The organism is Mycobacterium sp. NGS50 (assembly GCF_059812545.1).
Map to the genome: position 1 here is coordinate 27787 of NZ_JCALCW010000025.1, position 15276 is coordinate 43062.

15 protein-coding genes are annotated in these 15276 nt (G+C 69.6%); 12 read left to right on the plus strand and 3 right to left on the minus strand.

Features of this window, described 5'->3' with window-relative positions:
• Positions 1 to 35 precede the first annotated feature (35 nt).
• Positions 36 to 2033, minus strand: a complete 1998-nt coding sequence (gene acs, locus AC5Y36_RS17595) for an acetate--CoA ligase (RefSeq protein WP_500042218.1) — start codon at positions 2031 to 2033, stop codon at positions 36 to 38.
• Here acs and AC5Y36_RS17600 point away from each other — a divergent pair.
• The 5 genes from AC5Y36_RS17600 to AC5Y36_RS17620 all read left to right on the plus strand — a co-directional run bounded on the left by AC5Y36_RS17600 (position 2032) and on the right by AC5Y36_RS17620 (position 7898).
• Positions 2032 to 3654: a peptide ABC transporter substrate-binding protein gene (locus AC5Y36_RS17600; RefSeq protein ID WP_500042219.1), complete on the plus strand. Its 1623-nt coding sequence runs from the start codon at positions 2032 to 2034 to the stop codon at positions 3652 to 3654. The genes acs and AC5Y36_RS17600 overlap by 2 nt on opposite strands.
• Entirely contained in the window at positions 3651 to 4577 is a 927-nt protein-coding gene (locus AC5Y36_RS17605) for an ABC transporter permease (protein ID WP_500042220.1), read from the plus strand. Before AC5Y36_RS17600 ends, AC5Y36_RS17605 begins: the two co-directional genes overlap by 4 nt.
• On the plus strand, positions 4570 to 5439 hold the full coding sequence (locus tag AC5Y36_RS17610; protein WP_500042221.1) for an ABC transporter permease: 870 nt from the start codon (positions 4570 to 4572) through the stop codon (positions 5437 to 5439). Before AC5Y36_RS17605 ends, AC5Y36_RS17610 begins: the two co-directional genes overlap by 8 nt.
• Positions 5436 to 7058 carry a dipeptide ABC transporter ATP-binding protein gene (locus tag AC5Y36_RS17615; protein WP_500042222.1) on the plus strand — a complete coding sequence of 541 codons (1623 nt, stop codon included), beginning with the start codon at positions 5436 to 5438 and terminating at the stop codon, positions 7056 to 7058. The genes AC5Y36_RS17610 and AC5Y36_RS17615 overlap by 4 nt, the downstream gene beginning before the upstream one ends.
• A 93-nt stretch (positions 7059 to 7151) precedes the next feature.
• Entirely contained in the window at positions 7152 to 7898 is a 747-nt protein-coding gene (locus AC5Y36_RS17620; RefSeq protein ID WP_500042223.1) for an oxidoreductase, read from the plus strand.
• 383 nt (positions 7899 to 8281) lie between these two features.
• On the opposite strand, the gene AC5Y36_RS17625 is transcribed toward AC5Y36_RS17620, so the two are convergent.
• Complete coding sequence (locus AC5Y36_RS17625) at positions 8282 to 9139, minus strand: HAD-IB family hydrolase (RefSeq protein ID WP_500042224.1); 858 nt, start codon at positions 9137 to 9139, stop codon at positions 8282 to 8284.
• Between the two features lie 429 nt (positions 9140 to 9568).
• Between AC5Y36_RS17625 and ssd the strand changes: the two genes are divergently transcribed.
• Genes ssd through AC5Y36_RS17660 form a run of 7 tightly spaced genes read left to right on the plus strand, consistent with a single transcriptional unit; the run spans position 9569 to position 14086 of the window.
• Positions 9569 to 10663: a septum site-determining protein Ssd gene (ssd, locus tag AC5Y36_RS17630; protein WP_500042225.1), complete on the plus strand. Its 1095-nt coding sequence runs from the start codon at positions 9569 to 9571 to the stop codon at positions 10661 to 10663.
• Complete coding sequence (locus tag AC5Y36_RS17635) at positions 10660 to 11823, plus strand: TadA family conjugal transfer-associated ATPase (protein WP_500042226.1); 1164 nt, start codon at positions 10660 to 10662, stop codon at positions 11821 to 11823. Before ssd ends, AC5Y36_RS17635 begins: the two co-directional genes overlap by 4 nt.
• Positions 11820 to 12623, plus strand: a complete 804-nt coding sequence (locus AC5Y36_RS17640; protein WP_500042227.1) for a type II secretion system F family protein — start codon at positions 11820 to 11822, stop codon at positions 12621 to 12623. Before AC5Y36_RS17635 ends, AC5Y36_RS17640 begins: the two co-directional genes overlap by 4 nt.
• Positions 12620 to 13198 carry a type II secretion system F family protein gene (locus AC5Y36_RS17645; protein WP_500042228.1) on the plus strand — a complete coding sequence of 193 codons (579 nt, stop codon included), beginning with the start codon at positions 12620 to 12622 and terminating at the stop codon, positions 13196 to 13198. Before AC5Y36_RS17640 ends, AC5Y36_RS17645 begins: the two co-directional genes overlap by 4 nt.
• Positions 13199 to 13225: 27 nt before the next feature.
• Positions 13226 to 13432: a DUF4244 domain-containing protein gene (locus tag AC5Y36_RS17650; RefSeq protein WP_500042229.1), complete on the plus strand. Its 207-nt coding sequence runs from the start codon at positions 13226 to 13228 to the stop codon at positions 13430 to 13432.
• A 23-nt stretch (positions 13433 to 13455) separates the two neighbouring features.
• Complete coding sequence (locus AC5Y36_RS17655; protein WP_500042230.1) at positions 13456 to 13758, plus strand: TadE family type IV pilus minor pilin; 303 nt, start codon at positions 13456 to 13458, stop codon at positions 13756 to 13758.
• Positions 13759 to 13789: 31 nt separating this feature from the next.
• The gene (locus tag AC5Y36_RS17660; protein WP_500042231.1) at positions 13790 to 14086 is read left to right on the plus strand and encodes an Rv3654c family TadE-like protein; all 297 of its coding nucleotides are present in this window, start codon (positions 13790 to 13792) and stop codon (positions 14084 to 14086) included.
• A 13-nt stretch (positions 14087 to 14099) separates the two neighbouring features.
• Here the strand turns inward: AC5Y36_RS17660 and AC5Y36_RS17665 are convergent, their stop codons facing one another.
• Positions 14100 to 15137, minus strand: coding sequence for a PAS domain-containing protein (locus AC5Y36_RS17665; protein ID WP_500042232.1), 1038 nt, complete (start codon positions 15135 to 15137; stop codon positions 14100 to 14102).
• Positions 15138 to 15276 lie beyond the last annotated feature (139 nt).

The window sequence follows — 15276 nt, forward strand, 5'->3', positions numbered from 1 at the left end:
GAAAAAGGGCACCTTTGCGTCTGCTCGCCCATGGGCTATTTGGCGGCGCGGATCGCCTCGAACACGTTCGGGTCCAGCAGCGTTGAGGTGTCACCGAGCTCGCGGCCATCGGCCACATCACGCAGTAGGCGGCGCATGATTTTGCCGCTGCGGGTCTTGGGCAGCTCCGGGACCACGTGGATTTCGCGGGGTTTGGCGATCGGCGAGATCTCGCGGGCAACCTCGGCGCGCAACTCCTCGACCATCTCGGTACCGCGGTCGGCGTGCGAGCTCTCGAGCACGACGAACGCGCAGATGCCCTGGCCGGTCTGCTCGTCGGCCGCGCCGACCACCGCTGCCTCGGCCACCCCGGAATGACCGACCAGCGCCGATTCGACCTCCGCGGTGGAGATCCGGTGCCCGGACACGTTCATCACATCGTCGATGCGACCGAGTACCCAGATGTCGCCGTCGGCGTCGTAGCGGGCGCCGTCACCGGCGAAATACCAGCCCTGCTCGGCGAACCGGGACCAATAGGTCTCCACGAACCGCTCCGGGTCACCCCAGATGCCGCGTGCCATCGCCGGCCAGGGCTCGTCCAGCACCAGGTACCCGCTGGGCTGTTCGCCGTGGCCGCTGCCCGGAGCCAGCCGGTTGCCGTCGTCGTCGACGATGCGGGCGGAGATGCCCGGCAGCGGGGTCATGGCCGCACCTGGCTTGGCCGCGGCGATCCCGGGGAGCGGGGTGATCATCGTTGCACCGGTTTCGGTCTGCCACCAGGTGTCAACGACCGGCGTGCTACCCGAGCCGATCACTGTTCGGTACCAGCGCCACGCCTCGGGGTTGATCGGCTCACCGACCGATCCCAGCAGCCGAAGGCTGGACAGGTCGTGCGCGTCCGGGATCTCGCGACCCCATTTCATGAACGTCCGAATCAGCGTCGGCGCGGTGTAATAGATTGTTACACCATATTTTTCGATGATCTGAAAGTGACGGTGACTGCCCGGGAAGTCCGGGGTCCCCTCGTAGAGGACCTCGGTGACGCCGTTGGCCAGCGGGCCGTACACGGCGTAGGTGTGGCCGGTGACCCAGCCGACGTCGGCGGTGCACCAGAACACGTCGGTGTCGTTCTTGACGTCGAAAATGTAGTGCTGGGTGTAGGCGGCCTGGGTGAGGTAGCCGCCGCTGGTGTGCACGATCCCTTTCGGCTTGCCGGTGGTACCCGAGGTGTACAGCAGAAACAGCGGTTGCTCGGCGTCGAAGGCTGCCGGGGTGTGTTGCGGCGACGCGACGTCGACGAGGTCGTGCCACCACAGGTCGCGGCCCGCCGTCCAGGACACCTGGCCGCCGGTACGACGGACCACCAGCACATGCTGCACGGGGCATTCGGACTCGGTGATGGCCTGCAGGGCCTCGTCGACGGCGTTCTTCAGCGGTGCGGGCTTGCCGCGCCGGTACTGCCCGTCGGCGGTGATCACCAGCTTGGCCTCGGCGTCGTCGATGCGGGCCCGCAGCGCGGTGGCGGAGAAGCCGGCGAACACCACGCTGTGCATGATGCCCAGCCGTGCGCAAGCCAGCATCGCCACGACCGTCTCGGGGATCATCGGCATGTAGATCGCCACCCGGTCACCGGCGGTCAGGCCCAGATCGGTCAGCGCGTTGGCGGTGCGGCAGACCTGGTCCTGCAGTTCGGCGTAGGTCACGCTGCGGGCATCGCCGACCGGCTCACCCTCCCAGTGGATGGCGACCCGCTCACCGTGGCCCGCCTCGACGTGGCGGTCCACGCAGTTGTAGGCGACGTTGAGCCGGCCGTCGGCGAACCAGCGGGCGAACGGCGCCCCCGACCAGTCCAGCACCTCGGAGAACGGCGTCTCCCAGGACAGCCGCTGGGCCTGGGCGGCCCAGAACGCCAACCGGTCCTGGTCGGCCTCGCGATACAACTCCGGACCCGCGTTCGTCTGCGCAACGAACTCGGGGGACGGCGGAAACGATGACAGTTCGGCGGTCACGTCTGTGAGCGTAGTCACCGGTGGAGGCCTTAATGTCGCTGGCATGCATTCGATGTTCAGGGCGGTACTCGCCGCTGGGCTGCTGGCAGCCGCGACGCTGACCGGCTGCGGCGGCGGTCCCGGCGTGGATGCCCAGGTGGTCACCGTCAACGGTGGTGAGCCGCAGAATCCGCTGGTCCCGACCAACACCAACGAGCACCAGGGCGGACGGGTCATGGACCGGTTGTTCGCGGGACTGATGTCCTACGACCGCGCCGGCACACCGCAACTGGAGGTGGCCCAGTCCATCGAGACCACCGACAACATCAACTACCGCATCGTGCTGCGACCGGGGTGGACGTTCACCGACGGCTCGCCGGTGACCGCCCACTCATTCGTCGATGCCTGGAACTACGGGGCCCTGGCCAGTAACGCCCAACTGCAGCAGAGCTTCTTCGCGCCGATCGCCGGCTACGACGATGTCGCCGGCCTGCGTGGGGACGGAAAGCCCACCGTGCGGACCATGTCCGGGCTGACGGTGGTCAACGACCGCGAATTCACCATCCGGCTGAACGCGCCGACCATCGACTTCACCCTGCGGCTGGCGTTCTCACCGTTTTATCCGCTGCCCGCGCGCGCGTTCGAGAACATGGCCGCGTTCGGACAGCGCCCCGTCGGCAACGGACCGTACCGGCTCGCCGACGGCGACTCTTGGCAGCACAACGTCAAGATCGATCTGGTGGCCAACGCGGGCTACCGCGGCAACCGGATGCCCCGGAACACACGGTTGCGATTCGTCTTCTACGCCAATCTCGATACCGCGTACGCCGATCTGCTGTCCGGCAATCTCGATGTGCTGGACACCCTTCCGCCCAGCGCGTTACCGACCTATCGTCGCGACCTCGGCGATCGGGCGGTCACCGGGCCCGCGGCCGTCAACCAGAGCCTGGCCACGCCGCTGCGGCTGGCACACTTCGGCGGCGAGGAGGGTCGGCTGCGTCGGCTCGCGCTGTCCGCCGCCGTCAACCGCGCGCAGATCTGCCGAAAGATCCTGTCCGACAGCCGTACTCCCGCCCGCGACTTCACCGCCGATTCGCTGCCCGGATACGACCCGAACCTGCCGGGAAACACCGCGCTGGATTTCGACCCGCAGCGGGCTCGTCGACTGTGGGCACAGGCCGACGCGATCTCGCCATGGACGGGACGCTATGAGATCGGCTACAACGCCGACGGCGGTCATCAGGAATGGGTCGACGCGGTCGCCAACAGCATCAAGAACACCCTGGGCATCGATGCCACCGGCACCCCGTTTCCGACGTTCGCCGGATTCCGCACCCAGATCACCAACCGCACCATCGGCACCGCGTTCCGGGCCGGATGGCAGGGCGACTACCCCTCGATGCTGGAGTTCCTGGATCCGGTGTTCGGCACCGGGGCCGGCGCCAACGACGTCGGCTACACCAGCGCGCAATTCGACGCCGCGCTGGCCCGCGCCGAAGCCGCGCCTACCCTGCCGCAATCCCATGCGCTGACCAATGCCGCCCAACAGATCCTGCTGCACGACATGCCGGTGGTGCCGCTGTGGACCTACGTGAGCCAAGCCGGACGGTCGCACCAGGTCAGTGACGTTGCACTGAGCTGGAACGGTGTGCCCGACTATGAACACATCGTGAAGGTCCCGACATGATCGGCTACATCCTGCGCCGCCTGGCGATCATGGTGCCGGTCTTCCTCGGCGCCACCCTGCTGGTGTACGGCATGGTGTTCCTACTACCCGGCGACCCGATCGCCGCGCTGGGCGGTGACCGCCCGCTCAGCCCCGAAGTCGCCGCCCAGCTGCGCGCCCAGTACCACCTCGATCAACCGTTCTGGCTGCAGTACCTGCACTACCTGGGTGGTCTCGGGCACGGCGACCTGGGTCGCTCCTATTCCGGCTTGCCGGTCAATGACGTGCTGGCCCAAGCGTTTCCGGTGACGCTCCGGTTGGCGTTGATCGCGCTGGCGGTTGAGACGGTGCTCGGGGTCGGGTTCGGGCTGATCAGCGGACTGCGCCAGGGCGGCATCTTCGACGCGGCGGTGCTGGTCGCCAGCCTGGTGATCATCGCGGTGCCGATCTTCGTGCTGGGATTCCTGGCGCAGTTCGTGTTCGGGGTGCGACTGGGTATCGCACCGGTGACCGTCGGCAGCCAGGTGACGTTCGGAACCCTGCTGATGCCCGGCATCGTGCTGGGCGCGGTGTCGTGTGCTTACGTGGTGCGATTGACCCGCTCCGCGGTGGCCGCGAACGCCCACGCCGACTACGTGCGCACCGCGACCGCCAAGGGATTGTCCCGGCCCCGGGTGGTCGTCGTGCACATCCTGCGCAACTCCCTGATCCCGGTGCTGACGTTCCTGGGCGCCGATCTGGGCGCGTTGATGGGCGGGGCCATCGTGACCGAAGGCATCTTCAACGTCCCCGGTGTCGGCGGCGTGCTCTATCAGGCGGTCAAGCGGCAGGAAACGCCGACCGTGGTGTCGATGGTGACGGTGCTGGTGCTGATCTACCTGGTCACCAACCTGATGGTGGATCTGCTGTACGCGGCGCTGGATCCCAGGATCCGCTATGGCTGAGCCGACGGTCAGCGGGTTCTGGCGCGACACCTGGCGGGGCCTGGCACGCAGCCCCAAGTTCGTGGTCGCCGCGGCATTGATCGTGTTCATCCTCGTGGTGGCGGCCTTCCCCGGATTGTTCACCGGCATCGACCCGAACTACGCCGACCTGGACCAGAGCATGCTCGGACCATCCGGGGCGCACTGGTTCGGCACCGACCTGCAGGGCCACGACGTGTACGCCCGCACGGTCTATGGTGCGCGGGCGTCGATCGTCGTCGGAGTCGGGTCCACCGTGGTGGTGTTCGTCATCGGCGGTGCGCTGGGTGCGCTCGCGGGTTTCTACGGCGGGGTCCTGGACACGGTGATCTCGCGGATCAGCGACGTCTTCTTCGGCATCCCGCTGCTGCTGGCGGCGATCGTGTTGATGCAGGTGATGCACCACCGCACGGTGTGGACCGTGATCGCCATCCTGGCGCTGTTCGGGTGGCCGCAGCTGGCCCGGGTCGCTCGCGGAGCGGTCCTGGAAGTCCGTGGCAGCGACTATGTGCTGGCCGCAACAGCGTTGGGGCTGAGCCGGTTTCGCACTCTGGTGCGGCACGTGGTGCCCAACGCCATCGGCCCGGTGATCGCGGTGGCCACCATCGCACTCGGGATGTTCATCGTCACCGAGGCCACCCTGTCCTACCTCGGGGTCGGATTGCCGCCCACCGTGGTGTCCTGGGGCGGCGACATCAACCTGGCGCAGAGCCGGCTGCGGTCGGGGTCGGCCATCCTGTTCTACCCGGCCGGGGCGCTGGCAGCGACCGTGCTGGCGTTCATGATGATGGGTGACGCGCTGCGTGACGCCCTCGACCCGGCGTCCTGGGGGCGACGGGCATGACCGCACTTCTGACGGTGGACGGCCTCGAAGTCCGGTTCGGCGATGATCCCCCCGCGGTCCGCGCCGCCCAGCTCCGCGTCGACGCCGGGCAAACCGTCGCCGTAGTCGGCGAATCGGGATCGGGGAAGTCGACCACCGCCGCTGCGGTGTTGGGACTGCTCGCTCCGGGCGGGCGGATCACCGCCGGACGCATCGTGTTCGACGGTGTCGACATCACCGGCGCGAGCCAGCGTCAGATGCGCTCGCTACGGGGCAACGCCATCGGCCTCGTGCCGCAGGATCCGATGACCAACCTCAACCCGGTGTGGAAGGTGGGTTTCCAGATTCGGGAGGCGTTGCGTGCCAACGGGGTAGACGGCAGACGGACCGTGCGCCGCCGGGCAGTTGAACTGCTCGCCGAGGCCGGCATGAGCGACCCCGAAACCCAGGCCAGGCGATACCCGCATGAGTTGTCGGGTGGGATGTGTCAGCGCGCGCTGATCGCCATCGGTCTGGCCGGCCGCCCCCGCCTGCTGATCGCCGACGAGCCGACATCCGCGCTGGACGTCACCGTGCAACGACAAGTCCTCGATCATCTGCAGCGCCTTACCGGCGAACTGGGCACTGCGGTGCTGTTGATCACCCACGATCTGGCGCTGGCCGCCGAGCGGGCCGAGCAATTGGTCGTCATGAACCAGGGTGCGGTCGTGGAATCCGGTGCCGCACAAGATATTCTGAATAATCCTCAGCATCCCTACACCCAGAAACTGGTGGCCGCGGCGCCGTCGCTGGTCGTCCGCGACAGTGGATTGGTCCGCGCCCGACAGCGGATCGTTCGCCAGGCTGCCGAGCACACCGCTTTACCCGCCGGCGACATCCTCGCCGTGACCGGGCTGAGCAAGTCCTACCGGCGCGAGGAGGTGGCTGCCGTCGCTGACGTCTCGTTCCGGGTGCCGCGGGCCACGACCTTGGCGATCGCCGGCGGGTCGGGTTCGGGCAAGTCCACCCTGGCGCGCATGGTGCTCGGGCTGCTACAACCCAGCTCGGGCAGCGTGGTCTTCGACGGTCAGCACATCGCCGCCCTGGACCGACGCGATGCGCTGGCGTTTCGCCGCCGGGTGCAACCAATCTTCCAAAACCCGTACAGCAGCCTCGATCCCATGTACTCGGTGTTTCGGATCATCGAGGAGCCGCTGCGCATCCACCGGATCGGCGATGGCCGCGCGCGTGAACATGCGGTGCGCGAACTGCTGGACCAGGTTGCACTGCCGGCCTCGGTGCTCAGCCGGCGGCCCCGCGAGCTCTCCGGCGGTCAACGCCAGCGGGTGGCGATCGCGCGGGCGCTGGCGTTGCGACCGGAGATGTTGGTGTGCGACGAAGCGGTCTCGGCGCTGGACGTGGTGGTGCAGGCGCAGATCCTGGACCTGCTCACCGAGCTGCAGGCTGCCCTCGGCCTGACCTACCTGTTCATCAGCCACGATCTGGCGGTGATCCGCCAGATCGCCGACGACGTGCTGGTGATGCGGGGCGGGAAGGTGGTGGAGCACGCGTCCACCCAGGAGGTGTTCACCGCGCCTCGCGACGACTACACCCGCACCCTGCTGGCGGCGATTCCCGGGCCGCCCCGGCGCCCAGCGTGACCGCTTTCCCACGTCGAGGGTGAGCTTTCTCGCACCGCGTTCAGGTTCTGCACGGTGGCGGCCCGGCGGCCCCGGCGACTATCGTCACAGCCCGTGACTTCCGACCCGTTGGCCCCGCTGATGGATCTGCCCGGCGTGGCCGCCGCCAGCGATCAGGCCCGCGAGGCGCTGGGCCGGGCGCACCGGCATCGGGCCAACCTGCGGGGTTGGCCGGTGACGGCGGCCGAGTCGGCGCTGCGGGCGGCGCGGGCATCCTCGGTGCTCGACGGTGGGCCGGTGCAGCTGGACGAGGCCGCGACCGCTGATCCGGTGTTCGCCGGCGCGCTGCGGGTGTCTCAGGCGCTCGAAGGAGGCGAGACCAACCTGGTGGGTGTGTGGCAGCGCGCGCCCCTGCAGGCGCTGGCCCGGCTGCACATGCTGGCGGCGGCCGATGAGGTCGACGAGAGCCGGTTGGGGCGCCCCCGTGGCGAGGACGACGTCGGGCCGCGTCTGGAACTGCTGGCCCAGATCGTCACCGGGGGCACGCGAGCGCCTGCCCCGGTTGTGGCGGCCGTCGCGCATGGCGAACTGCTGACGCTGGCGCCGTTCGGCAGCGCTGACGGCGTTGTCGCACGGGCGGTGTCGCGACTGGTGACGATGGCCAGCGGGTTGGACCCGCACGGGCTGGGCGTGCCGGAGGTGGCGTGGATGCGGCGGGCCGAGGACTATCGCACCGCTGCGAGTGGATTCGCGGCCGGCACACCCAACGGCGTTGCCGCGTGGTTGGTGCTGTGCTGCCGAGCATTGAAAGACGGTGCGGCGGAGGCATTGTCGATCGCCGAGGCAACCACCGCAAAGTGAAGCGGGCGGCGAGCCGATGTATCGGCGCGCCGCCCGCCAGCACGGAACTCGGTTACCAAGCGTGCAACGAGGGTTGCGTGGGTGGCCTCGGCGAGTTTGCGATGCGCTCCGGCTGCGACCCCACCCAAAGGGTCGTCGGCACCGTCCGCCTTTCGCAATTACGCAGGCCCGCAACACTTCTGCCATATTCGCGGCTGTGGGCTCCGCGTGGGTTCCGAGATCCGTGCTGGGTCGCCGGGTTCGGGAGATCGATCCTTCTCTTCCGGATCGGCCTTGGCCTCGCCTGGCTTCCGTGCTTCCTTTGTACTACGTGACTCCAGTCACATCAAGGCCTAATTGTGGAGTGTCGTCGAAGGCGAGATTCGATCGTGATCGGCGCGCCCTCAGAAGGCGAATCGGCGCAGCAGCGCATAGGTGAGCGCGCCGGCGGTGAGCGCGCTGGCAGCCACCGCGGCGGTCGTCGCCACCGCGGCGCCCGAGGGTGCGGGCAGTCGGTCGCGTAGCGACACCGCCCGGGAGAACGTCAGGACCGGCCATTCGCGGGCGGCGGCCTCTTTGCGCAACGCCCGGTCGGGGTTCACCGCGGTGGGATGGCCGACGGCCTCCAGCATCGGCAGGTCGGTGACCGAGTCGGAGTAGGCGTAGCAATGTTCGAGGGGGTAGCCCTCGCGGGCGGCGAGTTCCCGGATGGCCTGCACCTTGCCCTCGCCGTAGCAGTAGAACGCCACGTCGCCGGTGTACTTGCCGTCCTCGACCACCATCCGAGTGGCCATCGCGTGGGTGGCCCCCAGCGCGCGGGCGATCGGGGCGACGATCTCTTCGCCGGATGCCGATACCACCACGACGTCGCGGCCGCACAGTTTGTGGTCGGCGATCAACTCCGCGGCCTCGGCGAACACCAGCGGGGCGGCGATGTCGTGCAGCGTTTCGCCGACGATCGCCTTGATCTGCTCCACATCCCAGCCCGTGCACATGTTGGTCAGATGGGCGCGCATACGGTCCATCTGATCGTGGTCGGCCCCCGAAAGCAGGAACAGGAACTGGGCGTAGCTGGACTTGAGAACGGTTCGCCGGTTGATCAAACCTTGATCGAAGAAAGGTTTGCTGAACGCCAGCGTGCTGGACTTGGCGATCACCGTCTTGTCGAGGTCGAAAAAGGCCGCTGTACGGGCAGGATCGGCGGGATTCGCCGGTGGGTGCGCGGAGGTTTGCTGAGGGGCGCCCGAATCGGAGGCGATCACCGCTTCAGCATAGGGCTGCACCCCCTCATGTCGCGACGGTGCAGCGGAAATGCCAGTTCACCGCCGGTTCAGACGGGCGACGTTTGTGATCGGTAGCGGCTACATCCGACCGCTGGTCAGGCAATCGGCACTTGCGCTTGCCCCGAGTGTCGTGTGTATAGTGAGCATTACTCGGCTTATGCCGAGGGTGTATCAGTCCGACCCCCCGGGGCTGATATACGACGACCTCCGCCTCCTCCCCCCCTGGCGGAGGTCGTCCCTTTTGTTGGGGTAGATCTTCGCCAGAGCAGATTAGACGTCTCCCATATCCGGGAGACGTCTATCACCTGGGAAAATGTGCTCCCGCCGCGTTGTACACAGCTTTCGCACCATCCACAACTGCCCCGTTCTGACTGGCGTCGGGCCGCTCGGCTGCCGCACCGTGGGGACGTGGATTCCGCCTTAGGTGTGCTCGCCGCCGTCACCGACCGCGCCCTGCGCGATGAGGTGGATCGGGTCGGCGCGGCGGTGGGCATGCGTGTTGTGCACGCCGGGTTCGGCCCGGACGGACAGCTCAGCGTCAGCCGGAAGGCCTGGTCGGCAGCAGCGGCGGCGGTTCTCGACGAGCCGGCGGCGCACCGGTGCGCGCCGGGCTCGCTGCCGCGGCGCGCCCACGTCGTCGTGGTCACCGGCGCCGCACCACAGACCGCCACGTTCCAAGCCGCGCTTGCGGTCGGTGCGCAGCGCCTTGTCACGTTGCCCGTCGACGCTGAAGCACTGGTGCGTGAATTCGCCGAAGCCGCCGAATCGGCCCGTGGCGAGGGGAGGCACGGCCAGGTCGTGGCCGTCGTCGGAGGTCGTGGGGGAGCCGGTGCATCGGTGTTCGCCACCGCCCTGGCGCACACGGCCGGCGACGCACTGCTCGTCGACCTCGATCCGTGCGGTGGCGGCATCGACCTCTTGGTGGGCAGCGAGAACACCGCCGGCCTGCGCTGGCCGGACCTGGCGCTGCGGGGTGGGCGGCTGGACTGGTCGGCGGTGCGTGCGGCGCTGCCCAGACATCGCGGAGTCAGCGTGCTCTCCAACGTGCGGCGCGGCTACCGGATGCAGGCCGCAGCGGTGGACGCGGCAATCGACGCGGGCCGCCGTGGTGGTGTCACCGTCATCTGCGATCTGCCGCGCAGCTGGAGCGACGCCGGCGAATCCGCGCTGGACGCGGCTGACCTGGTGGTGGTGCTCAGTCCGTGCGATGTGCGCTCCTGCGCGGCCACCGTATCGATCGCGACGGCGGTGACCGCTGTCAACCCCAATGCCGGGCTGGTGATCCGCGGGCCGTCGCCCGGCGGGCTGCGGGCCACTGAGTTCGCCGGCATCGTCGGCATGCCGCTGCTGGCATCCATGCGGGCCGAGCCGGGCATCGCCGACCAGCTTGAACAGGACGGCCTGCGGATGCGGCGGCGGTCGCCGTTGGGCACCGCGGCCCGCCGAGTCCTGGCGGTGCTGGCCTCCGGTCCACCGGTGCCGCGGGCGGGAACGGCGGCATGACCGGTTCGCTGGTCGATCGCGTCCGGGAGCGGCTGGCCGCCGATTCCGCGCCGCTGCGGGCACCGGTGGTGGCCGCAGCGATCCGGGCCGAATCCGGGGGCGTGCTCGGCGACACCGAAGTGCTGACCAGTCTGCGGGAGTTGCAGACCGAGCTGACCGGTGCGGGGATCCTGGAGCCACTGCTGTGCGCCGCGGGCACCACCGATGTGTTGGTCACCGCCCCGGACGCGGTCTGGGTCGACGACGGCGAAGGCTTGCGGCGCAGCTCGATCCGGTTCCCCGACGACGCGGCGGTGCGGCGCTTGGCGCAGCGGCTGGCGTTGGCCGCCGGTCGGCGGCTCGACGACGCGCAGCCGTGGGTGGACGGCCAGCTGCGCGGCATCGGCACCGGCGGGTTCGCGGTGCGGCTGCATGCCATCCTGCCGCCCGTGGCGGCGGCCGGGACCTGTCTGTCGCTACGCGTCCTGCGGCCCGCCAGTCAGGGCCTGGGCGCACTGATCAACGCGGGCGCGATCGCTCCGCACGCCGCCGAACTGCTGAACCGGATCATCGCCGCCCGGCTGGCGTTCCTGATCTCCGGAGGTACTGGGGCGGGAAAGACCACCCTGTTGGCCGCCCTGCTGGGCGCGGTGGCCGCCACCGAACGCATCGTCTGCGTGGAGGATGCCGCGGAGCTGGCCCCCCGCCATCCCCACCTGGTCAAGCTGGTGGCCCGGTGCGCCAACGTCGAAGGCGTCGGCGAGGTGACGGTACGGCAGCTGGTGCGCCAAGCGCTGCGGATGCGCCCGGACCGCATCGTGGTCGGCGAAGTCCGCGGCGCCGAGGTGGTCGATCTGCTTGCGGCGTTGAATACCGGCCACGACGGCGGCGCCGGCACCGTGCACGCCAACAGCCCGGCCGAAGTTCCGGCCCGTCTGGAGGCGTTGGCCGCGCTCGGGGGTCTGGACCGTGCCGCGCTGCACAGCCAGCTGGCGGCCGCGGTCCAGGTGCTCCTCCACGTCGGGCGTGATCCGTCCGGCCGGCGCCGGCTCGCCGAGATCGCGGTGCTCCGGCGAACCGAGACCGGTCGGGTCGGTGTCGTGACGGTTTGGCACGCCGATCAGGGCATTGTCAACGACGCCGCTCTGACCCTGCTGTTGGACGGCCGGGCACCGGTATGAGCGGCCCGATCGTGGCGGCGGTGGCTTTGGCAGCCGCCCTGGTCGCGATCCCGCCGGCCGGGCGGCGGATCGCGCCGGTGCCGGCCGGCCGGGCGCGCATCCCCCCCGGCGGTGTCGCCGGATGCGCCGCGGGAGTGGTCGGAGTAGGTGTGCTGGCCGCCGCCACGCTGCCACCGGCAGCCGTGCTGGCCGCCGCGATGCTGGCGGTGACGGGGGTGACGCGACATCGGCGCCGACAGCGGATCCGGTGCGCGCTGGGTGAGGTCAGGGAACTCGAGACCGCGTTGGACATCCTGATCGGCGAACTGCGGGTCGGGGCGCATCCGGTGCGGGCCCTGTCGGTCGCGGCCGCCGAAACCGCGGGGACAAAGGTGGGGGCCGCACTGCACGCGGTTGCGTCACGCGCCCGGCTCGGCGCCGACGTGGCCGCCGGCCTGCGTAGCGTGGCAGCGGACTCGGTTGTGAGCAGCCAGTGGGAGCGGTTGGCGGTGTGCTGGCGGCTCGCCGAGGAGCATGGACTGGCCATTGCTGCCCTGATGCGCGCAGCCCAGCGCGATATGGCTGAGCGACAGCGCTTTTGGGGACGCGTCGCGGCCGGCATGGCCGGCGCCCGCGCCACCGCCGCCATCCTGGCAGCGCTGCCGGTGTTGGGGGTGCTGCTGGGCCAGATGATCGGGGCAGCGCCAGTCGGCTTTTTGCTCGGCGGGCACGTCGGCGGCTGGTGCCTGGACGTCGGGGTGGCGCTGAGCTGTGTCGGGCTGTGGTGGTCGGACCGGATCACCGATCGGGCGACGGCATGAGTGCGGCGGCGGCGTTGTTGGCCTTGGCCGTACTGACCGGCCCGGGCCCGACCCTGGTCCGGGCCCGGGCCGGGCTGCCGCTTTCTATCCGGCTCGTGCGTCCGCCGCGCAGCGGCGTAGAGCCGCTGGCGGTGGCGGCGAATCTGGATCTGCTGGCGGTGTGTCTGTCAGCCGGCATGGCGGTGTCGGGCGCGGCGGCGGCAACGGCTGCAGCTGCTCCGCCCCGGCTGGCCGTGGTGCTGCAGCGGGCCGCGGATCTGCTTGCGCTGGGCGCTGATCCGGATACCGCGTGGGCTCAGCCGCACGCGCCTCCGGACCGGCCGATCGACACCCTGCTGCGCCTGGCGCGACGGTCGGCGCACTCCGGTACGGCGTTGGCCGACGGCGTGACCGAGCTGGCCGCACAGTGCCGCGAGGACGCGGCGCAGACGGCGGCCGCCGCAGCCGAACGTGCCGGTGTGCTGATAGCCGGCCCACTGGGGCTGTGCTTCCTGCCGGCGTTCGTCTGCCTCGGCATCGTTCCGGCGGTGGCCGGCCTTGCCGGCCAGGTGCTGAAATCGGGGCTGCTGCAGTGAGCTCACGCAATGATGAAGGGGGAAAGTATGAAGGGATCCACGATGTTTCGGACCGTGCAGGCGCGCCTGATGCTGCTGGCGGTGGACGAATCGGGAATGTCGACGGTCGAGTACGCGATCGGGACGATCGCCGCCGCCGCCTTCGGCGCCATCCTGTACACGGTGGTCACCGGCGATTCCATCGTGTCGGCACTGACACGCGTCATCAGTCGCGCGTTGAACACCGCGGTGTAGCAGGTGATTCCGGCACCGCGACGGTGGAGGCCGCGCTGGCGATCGCCGCGCTGGTTGTTGTGCTGGTGTTGTGTGTGGCCGGTGTTGCTGCGACGGCGCTGCAGATCCGCTGTATCGACGCAGCCCGCGAAGCCGCCCGGCTATCCGCCCGCGGGGACGACCGCTCGGCGGTGGCGGCCGCCCACACGATCGCACCGATCGGCGCGGCGGTGGGGCTGCGCCGCGACGGCGGGTATGTCGTTGCGACGGTCACCGCCCGGTCACCCCTGCTCCCGGTGTTGGCCATCACCGCAACCGGGGTGGCTGCGGCCGAGCCCGGCCGGTGAACGGGGCTCGGTCAGCCTGCTGGCAGCGGCGATGATCGCCGCGCTGGTCTGCATCGCCGGTGGCGGCGTATGCCTGGGCGCGGCGGTGGCCGCCCGGCACCGGGCGCAAGCGGCGGCCGACCTGGCCGCAGTGGCGGCCGCGATGGCGCTACCCGCCGGGGCCGCGACGGCCTGCGGGCGCGCGGCGGGGGTGATCTACCAAATGCGCGCGCGACCGCTCGACTGTGTCGTCGACGGCCTCGACGTCGTCATCACGGCCGAGGTGGCGGTGATGCTGGCCCGACCGGCCGCGGCACGGGCAGTGGCCCGGGCCGGGCCACTCGGCTAGGCCGGACCACCGCTTAGGACGGCGGGGTGTCGGGGTCGCGGGCCTGCGCCTCGGCGACTTCCTCGGCGGTGGGCAGACGCAAGGCGATGAGTCCGGTGGCCCCTTCTTCGCCGATCTCCACACGATTCACGGTGACGTGCACGGGGACCCAGGTTCCGCGCTGCCCGCATAGTCGCAGCACCCGGGAGGTGGCGCCGACGGTCAGTTCTTCGGTCATGGGCGGCAACAGGTGCTCGTCGTCGGGGTGAATCCGTTGCTCGTTGGCGTCAGGGGTTCGCCAGTCGTAGAACGGGCAGGGCTCGTCGAACCACTTCAACAGCGTCCACTGGTCCAGGTCGACCAGCGCTCGGTAGACGCCGGGTTGCGCCAAGCCGTCGAGAACCTGCCACGCCAACTCGTCGGGCGGCATCGCCGGCCCCTCGAGTTCCTCACGCCAGTTCATCCCGCGCGCGATCAGGTGCTCGGGGCCGCCGGCTGGGGTCTCCAGGCCAATGCGCACCACAAAACCCACCCGCACGGTGTCGCCCTGCTCATCAGTGACATCCCAGCTACTGCACAGTGTTTGACCTGGTTCGGTCTTGATCGCCAGCTCCACGACCTTGTTCTCGTTCGGGCTGAAGTCGCGGGTCGGCAGGTCCTCGGGGAACGCCCCGCCACCGGTGGCTCCGGCGTGGGGATGGCGGCCGCTGTTGTACAGCGACTCCGGGGTGTCGGTGGCCACACCGAGGGTCAGATCCCAGATCAACGCGCCGGGTATCGACCGGTCGGGTGGCTCGGTGTCGGGGGCCCCGCGCCAGACCTGGACCCCGTGCACCTTCCCATCCGACATCCGCACCGGCTCGGTGCGGATCACCCGATCGTTCTTGGGGGTGATGCTGGCCAGGCTCTGACCAGTCTGCACCGTCTCGGCGATCGCGGTCCGGATGGCGGCGATATGCGGGCTGCGCCGCAAGAACGCGGAGAGCGGGACGAGGTTCTTCGGCGTAGTGCCTTCGGCAACCACGACGGGTTCGATGCCCAGTGTTTCCACGAGCAGCCAGTCGTTGGCCATAACCGAGAATCTTAGCGGCTCAGGTCCGATCAGTGGATCGACGATGCCATCAGCTGAGTTGCATCCAGGCGATGCGGCCGGGTAGTTTTCGGCTGTACCCGTCGTAGTCGACCGTTCGAGGGGTCCGGTCGTCGTCCAG

Excerpts from the sequence above, each read along its gene's own strand:
- AC5Y36_RS17600 (WP_500042219.1), top strand. The coding sequence starts at position 2,032 with ATGCATTCGATGTTCAGGGCGGTACTCGCCGCTGGGCTGCTGGCAGCC.
- acs (WP_500042218.1), bottom strand. The coding sequence starts at position 2,033 with ATGCCAGCGACATTAAGGCCTCCACCGGTGACTACGCTCACAGACGTG.
- AC5Y36_RS17605 (WP_500042220.1), top strand. The coding sequence starts at position 3,651 with ATGATCGGCTACATCCTGCGCCGCCTGGCGATCATGGTGCCGGTCTTC.
- AC5Y36_RS17610 (WP_500042221.1), top strand. The coding sequence starts at position 4,570 with ATGGCTGAGCCGACGGTCAGCGGGTTCTGGCGCGACACCTGGCGGGGC.
- AC5Y36_RS17615 (WP_500042222.1), top strand. The coding sequence starts at position 5,436 with ATGACCGCACTTCTGACGGTGGACGGCCTCGAAGTCCGGTTCGGCGAT.
- AC5Y36_RS17635 (WP_500042226.1), top strand. The coding sequence starts at position 10,660 with ATGACCGGTTCGCTGGTCGATCGCGTCCGGGAGCGGCTGGCCGCCGAT.
- AC5Y36_RS17640 (WP_500042227.1), top strand. The coding sequence starts at position 11,820 with ATGAGCGGCCCGATCGTGGCGGCGGTGGCTTTGGCAGCCGCCCTGGTC.
- AC5Y36_RS17645 (WP_500042228.1), top strand. The coding sequence starts at position 12,620 with ATGAGTGCGGCGGCGGCGTTGTTGGCCTTGGCCGTACTGACCGGCCCG.
- AC5Y36_RS17650 (WP_500042229.1), top strand. The coding sequence starts at position 13,226 with ATGAAGGGATCCACGATGTTTCGGACCGTGCAGGCGCGCCTGATGCTG.
- AC5Y36_RS17660 (WP_500042231.1), top strand. The coding sequence starts at position 13,790 with ATGATCGCCGCGCTGGTCTGCATCGCCGGTGGCGGCGTATGCCTGGGC.
- AC5Y36_RS17665 (WP_500042232.1), bottom strand. The coding sequence starts at position 15,137 with ATGGCCAACGACTGGCTGCTCGTGGAAACACTGGGCATCGAACCCGTC.